Origin of the sequence: Sphingomonas plantiphila (assembly GCF_046000505.1) — a bacterium.
Classification (GTDB): Bacteria; Pseudomonadota; Alphaproteobacteria; order Sphingomonadales; family Sphingomonadaceae; genus Sphingomonas; species Sphingomonas plantiphila.
Genome location: NZ_JBELQC010000001.1, coordinates 1,177,471 through 1,187,602 on the forward strand (window position 1 = coordinate 1,177,471; position 10,132 = coordinate 1,187,602).

The 10,132-nt window shown below is 61.4% G+C and carries 10 protein-coding genes; 6 read left to right on the plus strand and 4 right to left on the minus strand.

Translation table 11 applies throughout. The features are described from left to right. Positions 1 to 25: 25 nt before the first annotated feature. Positions 26 to 1,237, minus strand: coding sequence for an MFS transporter (locus ABS767_RS05690; protein ID WP_408077387.1), 1,212 nt, complete (start codon positions 1,235 to 1,237; stop codon positions 26 to 28). Between the two features lie 464 nt (positions 1,238 to 1,701). Here ABS767_RS05690 and ABS767_RS05695 point away from each other — a divergent pair, with 464 nt between their 5' ends. After that, complete coding sequence (locus ABS767_RS05695; protein ID WP_408077388.1) at positions 1,702 to 2,688, plus strand: sugar phosphate isomerase/epimerase family protein; 987 nt, start codon at positions 1,702 to 1,704, stop codon at positions 2,686 to 2,688. Continuing rightward, positions 2,688 to 3,077 carry a C-glycoside deglycosidase beta subunit domain-containing protein gene (locus ABS767_RS05700; protein WP_408077389.1) on the plus strand — a complete coding sequence of 130 codons (390 nt, stop codon included), beginning with the start codon at positions 2,688 to 2,690 and terminating at the stop codon, positions 3,075 to 3,077. Before ABS767_RS05695 ends, ABS767_RS05700 begins: the two co-directional genes overlap by 1 nt. A 163-nt stretch (positions 3,078 to 3,240) precedes the next feature. On the opposite strand, the gene ABS767_RS05705 is transcribed toward ABS767_RS05700, so the two are convergent. Together ABS767_RS05705 and ABS767_RS05710 are read right to left on the minus strand one after the other, a co-directional pair. Further along, positions 3,241 to 4,698 carry a GH39 family glycosyl hydrolase gene (locus ABS767_RS05705; protein WP_408077390.1) on the minus strand — a complete coding sequence of 486 codons (1,458 nt, stop codon included), beginning with the start codon at positions 4,696 to 4,698 and terminating at the stop codon, positions 3,241 to 3,243. After that, positions 4,698 to 5,921, minus strand: a complete 1,224-nt coding sequence (locus tag ABS767_RS05710; RefSeq protein ID WP_408078658.1) for an FAD-dependent monooxygenase — start codon at positions 5,919 to 5,921, stop codon at positions 4,698 to 4,700. Before ABS767_RS05710 ends, ABS767_RS05705 begins: the two co-directional genes overlap by 1 nt. A gap of 109 nt (positions 5,922 to 6,030) precedes the next feature. Between ABS767_RS05710 and ABS767_RS05715 the strand changes: the two genes are divergently transcribed. The 4 genes from ABS767_RS05715 (at position 6,031) to ABS767_RS05730 (ending at position 9,676) form a co-directional block, all read left to right on the plus strand. Continuing rightward, a complete protein-coding gene (locus tag ABS767_RS05715) occupies positions 6,031 to 6,702 on the plus strand; it encodes a GntR family transcriptional regulator (RefSeq protein ID WP_408077391.1) in 672 nt (223 codons plus the stop codon). Positions 6,703 to 7,221: 519 nt separating this feature from the next. Further along, positions 7,222 to 7,434, plus strand: a complete 213-nt coding sequence (locus tag ABS767_RS05720; RefSeq protein WP_408077392.1) for a hypothetical protein — start codon at positions 7,222 to 7,224, stop codon at positions 7,432 to 7,434. 15 nt (positions 7,435 to 7,449) lie between these two features. Beyond that, on the plus strand, positions 7,450 to 8,310 hold the full coding sequence (locus ABS767_RS05725) for a pPIWI-associating nuclease domain-containing protein (RefSeq protein ID WP_408077393.1): 861 nt from the start codon (positions 7,450 to 7,452) through the stop codon (positions 8,308 to 8,310). Between the two features lie 10 nt (positions 8,311 to 8,320). Next, positions 8,321 to 9,676 (plus strand): hypothetical protein, encoded by a 1,356-nt coding sequence (locus ABS767_RS05730; protein WP_408077394.1) that lies wholly within the window; start codon positions 8,321 to 8,323, stop codon positions 9,674 to 9,676. A 44-nt stretch (positions 9,677 to 9,720) separates the two neighbouring features. Here the strand turns inward: ABS767_RS05730 and ABS767_RS05735 are convergent, their stop codons facing one another. Continuing rightward, positions 9,721 to 10,131: a very short patch repair endonuclease gene (locus ABS767_RS05735; RefSeq protein WP_408077395.1), complete on the minus strand. Its 411-nt coding sequence runs from the start codon at positions 10,129 to 10,131 to the stop codon at positions 9,721 to 9,723. Position 10,132: the final 1 nt, after the last annotated feature.

Consider the following 10,132-nt stretch of genomic DNA (forward strand, 5'->3'; position numbering starts at 1 on the left):
GGGCCGTTCGTGCGGCATTTGATCGTCACGCATTTGCCTGGCGGGGTGCGCGCAGTGCCAGCGAGATCATGAGGCCGATTGCGCCCGCGGCAATGCCGATGATCCCGGCGGTCAGGAACGCGCCTTTCATCGATCCGGTGAACTGATCGAGGACGTGAACGAGCCTGGGAGATTGCGACTGCGCAAGGAAGAAGGCGGCGGTCCAGATGCCCATTCCGCGGCCGCGATGTCCGAAGTCGTACTTCGATTGGGTCCAGGCCAGCAACGTCGGCACCGCCATGCCTGCCGCCATCTGCTGGACGGCGACCGCCGCTGCCATCATGGTCGGCGTCGTGGCCAGGCCGATTGACGCCAGCCCTGTTCCCAACAGCGCGAAGAACACGCCAAGCTGGAGCGGGTAGCTGCGGTTCGCCAGCACGCGGAAAATCACCGCGCCGACAAGAAAGAAAAACGTCGGCACGAAGATCAGCTGCGCATATCGATCCGGTTCGGCCACGCCGACTTCGGCGAACGCAAGCGCGCCGTTGATGATGAACACATAATAGAGCATCGCGGCGAAAAAGGTGACGAGGCCAGTCACAACTGCGCTCCGCCACGGAAAGGCGCCCTGTGGTACCTTTTGTTCGGTCGACCGTTCTTCGTGCGCTGCTTTCTTCGGTTCGAACAACCAGACGAACATCGCCGCCCATACCGGAATGGCGGCGAGGTAAATGTAGAAAACGCCGTTCCACTGGATCGTGCTCGCCAGGCCCACGCTCAGCCCGACGATTCCGCCGAATAGCGGGCCGACGAGACTTTGCAGGAACAGCCAGTTCTTGCGCCCCTTGTCATCCCAATAGTCGGCGATCAGCGTGTTCGTGACCGTGAGGATGCCCGCTTCGGAGATACCCAGCAAAAGGCGCGATACGTAAATCTGATCGAGGCTATCGAGGAACAGCGGGGCCGCCCCGAACACGGCGTAGAAGGCTGTCGCCACCAGCAACAATCGCCTGCGACCGAACCGGTCCACCAGCAACCCGCTGAAGGGCGCCAGAATGGCCATGGTCAGGCCTGGCGCGCCGATCAACGCCGGCACCTGCGCGCGGGCGTCCGGATCGTTTGCGAAATGCGCGATCAGTGTCGGCACCGCGGGGCCCATGGCGACGATCGCGATCATCGGCAGGAACCCGGCGAGGATGACCACGATGCCCTGCGGCTTCAGCGAAAGTCCGCGCCAATAGGCCTTCAACGACGGCATTCCACGGCCTCTCCGGATTGAATTTGCCGAGGCTTAGAGAATTAGAACCGTCACTTCAATCCGTGATGCGCGCGGCGACGTCTCCCCTCCATTTTCCACCGGTCCAGGGCTGGGGTCACCCTGTGACACGCGCAAAGTTCGGTTGACAAAAATAAGAACGTTCATACTAATTTGGAGATGAAGGGCCTTGGTTACGGTTCGTCGAAGCCGGCCATCGTTGACCGGAGATGCTGGAGAGGAGGGGCAAACCGAGTTTCCGTGCGGCGGAAACAACGCCGAGCATCGATGCCCAGCGAGCAACTCAGCCGATGCGTCGATCTTCACTGCCTGAAGCGGTGACCGCCGCCGCAGGGCAGGAAGTTCGACCATGCCGGACCCGTTGCGCGCCGCCGCTTCAATCCCGGCGCGGGGCCGAAAGCTGAAGCGAAACGATATCAGTGGAGTGAGACGAGATGGCTGCCAGAGTGAAACGGGGCGTCAGCCTGTACAGCTTCCAGGAAGAGATGTTCCTCGGACAGATGAACATCGAGGATTGCGTCGCGTTCGCCGCGTCGATCGGTGCCAAGGGGATCGAAATCCTACCCGAGCAGAACATGCCCAGCTTCCCGAACATCGACGACCGCCAGGTCGCGTGGTGGAAGGACCTGATGGCCAAACACAGGACCGAACTCACCTGCTACGACATGTTCCTCGATACCAAGGTCCGCAAGGATCGGTTGATGACGGACGACGAGCAGGTCGCCTCGATCCGTCGCGATCTCGTGCTCTGCAATCGTCTGGGCATCCGCAACATGCGCGTGCTGGTGTTCGTGCGGCCCGACATCCTTGAGCGCTGCGTGCCCTACGCGGAGGAGCTCGACGTGCACATGGGCGTGGAAGTTCACGCGCCTTGGCACATGGAACACGCATGGATCCTGCGCACTGTCGAGGTCGCGGACCGGCTGGGCACGAAACATCTCGGGCTGCTTCCCGACATGGGCATCTTCATGAAGCACTATCCGCCGGTCTACCGCGACCGGTTCATTCGCCAGGGCGCGCGCCCGGAGGTCGCGCAGTTCATCGTCGACCAGCACGAGCAGAAGATCATGGCCGAGTACACGATCTATGAGGTAGCGGTGAAGATGAAGGGCAATCCGGCCGAAGTGCGCATGGCCGAGATCCTGCGCCACCAGCCCTATGCCAACCCGAAGCGGATTCGCGACTACATCCCCTATTTCCGGCACATCCAGGCCAAGTTCTACGAGATGACCGAAGACGACCGCGACCCCACCCACGCGTACGATGAAGTCATCCCCGAGCTGGTCGCGGGCGGATGGGATGGCTACCTCTCGAGCGAATATGAAGGCAATCGCTGGATTCAGGACGTCCAGGCGGTCGACAGCCGGGAGCAGGTGCGCCGGCAGCATCGCATGTTCGAAAAACTGATCGCGCGAGCCGAGGGAGCCCGCTGATGTTCGACAAGTATCTGATCGTGGATGGCAGCCTGCGCAATGTCGGCCCGGCGGACGCGCCGAGCGGCTTCGCGTTCGACGCGAAGCTTGGCTATTATCGCGGCCTTGGCCTTTCGATGGTGGAAGCATTGGACGTTACCGTCGACGGTGCGGCGGTACCGCGCGAAGCGATCCGCTTCGACGAGGGCAATGGACCACTCAGCCTGGACGAAATGGAAACGGCGTTTGACCGGCGCTGGCCGTTCGGCGCGTCGGCGACGATCACGATCGAGCGGAGTGGTGGACTGAAGCCCGGGGAGCACCAGCTGGAATTCTCGCAGCGGCTGCGGATTTCCTATATGCCGTTCCCGTCGATCAACTCGGACGCCAAAATCCTCACGATCGCATGATTGAAGGCGGCAGAGGGGTGCCGCCTTCATGTTCGTGCGCAGGGATGCGGCGGTCAGTCTGGCCCGATCCGGGTCAGCTGAGCTGGCTCGTGCCGGGGTAGCCGGCGCGAACACGGCCCTGCATCCGGGTGCACGCGCCGGCGCCGGCTGAAAGCGGTCGCTTTTACGACGGCGTGCGCGTGATTTCGATGAGTTCCACGCCGGGCGCCGCAAGGCTGCCTTGAAGGGTAAAGGATGCGCCTTCGCCCTGCTGCGAGGCGAGCACTTCTCCTTTGTGCTCCCCGTCTGCGCGATAGCGAACAACGGTGTAGCGATCTTCGCCCCAGGGCAAGTTGCTGAGTTCGAGCGCGTAGCCGGTATAGCCGGCGCTTCTGGCGCCGATGCGCCGAGGGGGGACGTTCAGGGACATGTTCACGCGCTCGGCGCCGATCGGCACCTGAAATTCGAACACATCGCGATCACGGGCGGTCAGGTAGGACTCCGGGATCGCATAGTTGGAAATCAAGATCCGAACGACGTCATCGTCCGGGGCGCGGCCGGCCAGCACTGCAAATCCGTTCTCGTCTCCCCCGGTGACCGCAAGGCGTTCGGACATGGCCAATGTCTGCCCGACGAGACGGAACGCGCTCGTTCTCGCATTCTCGCTCCCGTCCGGTTCAAAGATCCCGGCAGGATCCCTGAATTTATAGTGGAAATCAGTGCCGGTGTCGGCGCGGAAGAAAATTGCTTCGTCCACCGCCGAATCCTGCATGTAGACCGCCGCAGCCGCGATGAACGCGGCGTTGTCGGCGTCTTCGAACTGCGCCGTCGGAATGCCGGTCATGCTCCAGTAGGAGAGCAGAAGCCTGGTATCGCTGAAGCCATGCTTGTCGGCGACCGCGCGGACCTCTGCCGCGATCGTGCGAAAGTCCATCGGATCGCGTGAGTTGTCGCCGTACCACATCCAGGACAGGAAATCCAAAGGCAGCGACTGCTCCCTGATGAATTCCAGCAATCCCTCGCGGAACGGACCTTCATTCAACGGGAACGCGATACAGGGGCCGCCGAACTTCAGATCCGCGTCGACGCGCTTCACCGCGCGCGCGGCGGCCGCGTACATGCGATAGAATTGATCGGGCGTGCCGGAGAAGTGCAGGTTGCCGAAATCGGGCTGATCGCCGAATTCCCAATGGGTGACGGCACCTTCGAACCCGTCGGCCCAGCCACGGACATAATGGCGTACGATATGCTCTACGACCTGCTCGTACTTCGCCAGATCACGGACCGGCTGCTTGTTCGCCGGAATCTCGCTGGCCAGCGTGAACAGGATATCGGACCCTAGCGCCCGGGTTTGCCGGACCCACGCATCGGTTGCGGCAAAATTGTAACTCGCAGGATCACTGGGATCTGCCGACCAGTCGGGGAACAGGCTGGTCGGATTGTCGACCGTATCCAGCCTCGAAACCCAGTCGTAGGACCGCACAAGCGTCACATGCGCGGCCTTCCACACGCCCAGAATGTCGGGGACGCTGTCGGTGCCGGGGGCCGGTGCGGGTATGCCCGACGTACCGTGAAGCTTCCGCATGTCGCCGATCGAAGCGCCCGCATTGACGGACAGCTTCGCGATACGGTCTGTGGCCATCAGTAATCACTTTCCAGAACGCGGTTGATGTAATCAATTGCCGCCGGCTCTTCGTTGACGAGATAGTGGAGGCGCCGGTCGAGCGCTTCGGGCGTCGCGGAATCGAATTCCTCGTGCATCATCTTCAGCGACCAGTCCCACACGGTCTTCACCCGCGGGTAGCGCCTGGCCATGAACTTGGTTTGCACGTCATAGAGCGAGTCGTCGCTCTGGAGCAGCTTGGCAAAGACCACGCCGTCTTCGATGGCCATCGCCGCCCCCGAACCGAGATACGGTGTGGTGGCGTGCGCGGCGTCGCCCATGATCATGACCCGCCCCCGATGCCAGGGATAAGGAACCAGGACCGTATCGAGCGGCGTGTAGGCGACATTCGTGGCGGTACGCAGCGAGTCGATCTCCGCCGACATGAAATCGGAATCGCCCATCATCTCGCGCGCGACTCGATGCATGGTCTCTGCGAACGCCGCGGGATCGTGACGCGGCCGGCCCGGCTCGTGATGCGTGACAATCACGTACATCATGCCGCCAGCCAGCGGCACGAACCCCACCTTTCCGCCGAACCCGTGGCAGAATATCGCGCCCTTGAGCGTATCCGGGGCGCGAATCGGCGCACGCCAGGCCACGCCGCCACTGCGAACGGGGACGTACTTCTCGCCGAACAGGTATCGCCGGATACTCGAGTTGATGCCGTCAAAGCCGATGACGAGGTCATATCGGCGCGACGATCCGTCGCTCAGTTCTACCGTTGCGCCGTCGCTGTCCTGCTCGATGTCGACCGCCGTCGTCGACATCTGGATCGTGCATCCGGCCTCCAACGCGCGTGCGCTCGCCATCTCCAGGAACCCCAGGCGCGGAAGCTGGACGTTGTTGGGCATGCCATCGAACTGCCGCCCATAGGAAATATCGACGACGTGATGTCCGTTTCGATCGAAATAGGTAAGCGGCGGCGTCGGAAAGCCGATCGCGAGGGTCGGTTCGAGCAGCCCGATTTCGCGCAACGCGCGCAGTCCGTTGGTCCGTAGGCCCCATCCGACGCCAGGCACCGAATTGTCGGGCTTGATGTCGATGACGTCGACCTCGACCCCGATCCGGGCGAGTGCGGTCGCTGCGCACAGGCCACCGATGCCCGCTCCGACGATAAGAACCTTGTTCGGCCTCGGCATTTCGACCCCTCCGGAAGTTTGCAGGCGATGGACGACAAGACGCCTGCCGTTGCTCGTGATATATCACAGTTCGCATGGAAGCAATTTTCCGTCAAGGGTTGTAATTCCGCCTTCAGTCCTCGACGAAGGCATCGGTCGCCTAGGGACGGCGCTGAGCTGGAGTGAGCCGATGGCAGAGCGCGATGAGCAAAAGCAGACGCTGGCCGATCAGGTCTATGCGCTTCTGCGGCAGCGGATCGTAACGTTGAAAATGCCGCCTCGCATGCGCTTTACCGAGCGTGAAATATCAGCGGAGATCGGATTCGGGGCGATGCCGGTGCGTGAGGCGTTGGATCGCCTGAACCATGATGGCCTCGTCGAAACGATTCCGCGCCGCGGTTATCGCGTCGCCGGGCTGACATTGAAGTCGGTGGACGACTTCTTCACGGTCTGGAGCGCGGTGTCGCCGTTGATCATCGAGCTGGCCCGGGAGCGCATGACCCCCGAGCAAGCCGAAGCTCTGGAGGTCATCCAGCGAGAGCATTCGCGGGCGGTCAAAAGGACCAGGCTCAATCCGGAGGACTGGATACGACTGTCGCGGCAACGCTTCGATCTGCTTGCGGAGGCCACGCGCAATCCGCAGCTCCAATCAATCTATCGCAACCTGTCCGCGGAAATGGACCGGATTTTTCATTCCATCAGCTGTCACGGCGAAGACATCCGCACGATCTTCGAACTCGCAACGCGGTTCGATAGCGCGATCCCAACCGTCGAGGACGCGAAGGAGTTCATCAAGATCAGCCGAGAGAAAATTGCGGAGATCATAATCCAGAAGGGTTTCGACTATTCGCAAGCCAGTTGATCGCTTCGGTAATGCGATCGCAGCTCGCGACTGCGCCAGCGTGTCTTGCAGCTGCCGACCTTCCATCTGCCATCATTTCAGGCAAATTGGGGAGACGCACACGCTTTATCGGCGCTGGCGTTCGTCGAACATCGTTACGGATCGGGATCTGGCGGAGCGGGAGGAAGTTTAGATTATCAGGTAAAGCATTGAGATACTTCTAATAATCGTCGACATGGTAACTCCGACCTACCACTTTTCCTACCACTTTGTTCGCGATATTCTGGCCCGACGTGGCGCATCTTGCGACCGCTAAGCTCCCCGTATTCGCCGTTCACGTTGCTTCAGGCGGAGCTCGAAAGCTGCCCTTCGGTTGAGGGCCGCGAACGTGCTCAAACCCCCGCGCGATCTACGGTGTAGATGCGGAGCTGCGGCTCGCGCTAATCCTGCCTCTAGGTCAGTGCAGATCCGGGTGATTTCCGTCGCGGGGTATATCAAGGCGGAGTCGGTTTCGCTGGCGGGCACTCGAAGGAGGTTTATGTGGGGAAATCGATCTATCGCGTCTCGATCGTGAGGCGGGGCGATGAAGAAAAGTGGGACGACTTCTGGGCCACTTCACCGAGCAAAGGCGAGGATCCCGCTCGCCATATCCACAAGGAAGCTCGCAATCTCGAGGAAGCAATCCGCTTGGTGCAGGCTGAGAACCCTGGCTTCACCGTTATTCGCAAGGGTTCCGGGAAGATCGGCGGCTAACGGGGAGGGGGGTGGATGGCGGACGACGTGCCGTCGTGGCGTGAAATCGAGAAGGCTTCCCGTGCCCTGACTGCGCGGTTTCCGGGAGACCGGTTCCTGAAAACCGTCCTTCGTGGCTGTATCAAGGTCGGGAAGCAGAAGAGCAACCCGATCCGCGGCAACTTCGTGGCGGCGGGGCTCCGCGAAGCGGTGAACCATATCATTCACAAGCTCGCGCCCGACGACGAGGTCCGTGGGTGCGTTTGGTTCGTCCCGGCGGAAGATACGGACACCGTCACGCGAAAGCAGCGCGCGATCTACATCATCAAGGGCGGCCTTCCCGATGAGTTCGTGAAAGAGGAGCTGCAGATTGAAGTGGCTCCTGATGCGAAGGCGCTTTCGGACATGATCAACGGCCTGAACAGGTCGACCCACGTTAGGCCGAATACGATCTTGGCCGAGGGGGCACCGGTCAGGCGACTGTTCCACAACGTCCTCGACGCCGTCGACGCACTTCTTGATGCGGCGGAGGACAGCCGGAGTGCCGTTCGGGAGGCGGTGGCATCGGCGCTGCACAACAGGGTGTTCGAACGGCTGATTTCGGAGACGATCCAGGAGCTGGACGAGCTGTCGACGCACACCACCGTAGATCACCACTGGATCGATGCCATTGAGGTCGAGGACATCAATTCAGAGACAATCAGGTACGAGGTGGCTGGCACCGTAGCCGTCGAGCTGCAGTTCGGATCGAACTCTGACGTCAGGGCCGACATCGGCTTTCGAACGACAGACTCCTATCCCTACGAGGCGACGGTCACCTGCGCCGTCGCGGATCCCCTGGGCGTTGATCCCGGAGGCATCGAGCTCAAGATCGACAACAGCAGCTTCTTCGAGTGAGGTTCTCCCGATGGTGACGCTTGTGGACCGGCTCAGACACCTCTCGGAGGTTGGCACGGTTATCGCTTGCCCGGAGATGACGCTCCTCGCTGGTGATCACGACCCGCCTATCGTTGTCGGTGCGGGCGAAATCACGGTGCTGACGCCGATGTCTTTCGGTTACACGCTTCGTGGAACGCCTTCTGACTTCGGACACGCCCTTCGCTCCCTGCGGCGGATTGATCGCGACCCTTATGACGGAACCCAGCGCGAGCGGCTGACGGTGAAGACTTCCGATGGGGCGGACCTCATGGCCGGCTGGACGATCCCGAAGGTTCACGTGCCTGAGAGCGGAGCATGGATATTCACTGGTGAGGTCGAAGCCCTGTCGTTCCACGAGAATGGCGACTTCGATCCGGGAACCGAGGTCGCATATCTGCTGCCCCAGCAGCATCGCGCTCGCGTCATCCTGCGACGTTTCTTTCCTCCTGCTTTGGGCGACGGGATGCCAACCAAGTCGTTGCGCGTGCTCGGCAGCGAGGTGGTTCTGACCTTGGACGATGATGCAGATCTGCTCATCGTGCGGGCGCCCGCGTCCAATGTGCTGATACCGTGCTACGCGGAGAACTGGTTGGGAGAGCCGCTCCGTATTCTGTTTGGCCAGCTGATCTATCCCAGGTTTGTCCTTCGTCAGTCGGATAAGTGGGCCATGGGCTGGGTACGCCCGTCGCCCCGATGGATGCGTGACTCGGACGCGTGCTCGCTTTGGCAGGGTGACGACGAGCTAGTAGATGCCGATGGGTTCTGGGAGAGCTTCCGGCGACTGCTAGCCTACGTGGCTGGAGCACGGGACGAGCGCGGCGATCTCAACTTCGAGGCGAACAAGCTCACGGAACTGTACGTCGAGGTGATCCAGGCAGCGCGTGGGTCGCGGTGGGTGTGGGCTCTGACCTACGCGAGCGCTGTTGAGGCGCTCGTTAAGCTGCTTGGGCTGGAAGGGCGCGCTCGCACGGACATGGACGCGAAGGCCCTGAAGGAGCTCACGTTGGCCGTGGACTCCTTCCACGCTTACATCGATGCGTGGGAGGGAGATCCTCGTCCGAAGGAGCCGGCGAAGCGGGCGGCTGGCCGACTGCTTAGGACCTCGTCTGTACAGGCGCTCCGGCAGCTCGTAGCCGATGGATGGGTCGCCAAAGACGAGTTCGATGCTTGGGATCGGCTCCGCAATCGCGTCATGCACGGGAGCTTGGTATCGCTTTATTCCACCGCTGAGGAGGACAAGCTGCTGCTCGACCTTTCGAGGCTTTTCCACTCTCTCACTCGTCGTCTTCTCCAAAATGTCGATCCCGATCGGGAAGGCGGCGTCTCGAACAGTGAGGCGGAGTAGCTGGCTGCGCGGGTCGGTCCGCCGGAAATCCTCAATCGCTTGAGCTACGATCCGAGCAGAAGCGGGGAGAGGCAGTTGTCGATCTTTTCAACGCTACGCGTTTCACATTCCCAGATGACGACAACAGACCAACTAGCGCGTTGAAGCAACTCGATGGCAGCACTGTCTCGCGCCTTGTTTCTTTCGATCTTAGCGCTCCAGAACTCGCCGTTTGTTTGAGGCAGCCTGCCTCTGGGGCAATCGGAACGCCCATGCCAGAAACAACCATGCACGAAGACGACGGTTCGCCTGCGTGGGAAGACTAAGTCCGGCGTCCCTAGCAAGTCGCGGCGATGTAGTCGGAATCTAAGTCCGATTGCATGAGCCCGCTTTCGGACCAGCAATTCGGGTTTCGTGTTTCGCACCCGAACAGCCTGCATCGCTCGACGGCGGTCCACAGGAGACAGATTGTCCATC

What these genes read in the sequence shown, in the direction of transcription:
- ABS767_RS05705 (WP_408077390.1), bottom strand. Translation starts at nt 4,698, where the DNA reads ATGGCCACAGACCGTATCGCGAAGCTGTCCGTCAATGCGGGCGCTTCG.
- ABS767_RS05735 (WP_408077395.1), bottom strand. Translation starts at nt 10,131, where the DNA reads ATGGACAATCTGTCTCCTGTGGACCGCCGTCGAGCGATGCAGGCTGTT.
- ABS767_RS05715 (WP_408077391.1), top strand. Translation starts at nt 6,031, where the DNA reads ATGGCAGAGCGCGATGAGCAAAAGCAGACGCTGGCCGATCAGGTCTAT.
- ABS767_RS05730 (WP_408077394.1), top strand. Translation starts at nt 8,321, where the DNA reads ATGGTGACGCTTGTGGACCGGCTCAGACACCTCTCGGAGGTTGGCACG.
- ABS767_RS05725 (WP_408077393.1), top strand. Translation starts at nt 7,450, where the DNA reads ATGGCGGACGACGTGCCGTCGTGGCGTGAAATCGAGAAGGCTTCCCGT.
- ABS767_RS05700 (WP_408077389.1), top strand. Translation starts at nt 2,688, where the DNA reads ATGTTCGACAAGTATCTGATCGTGGATGGCAGCCTGCGCAATGTCGGC.
- ABS767_RS05690 (WP_408077387.1), bottom strand. Translation starts at nt 1,237, where the DNA reads ATGCCGTCGTTGAAGGCCTATTGGCGCGGACTTTCGCTGAAGCCGCAG.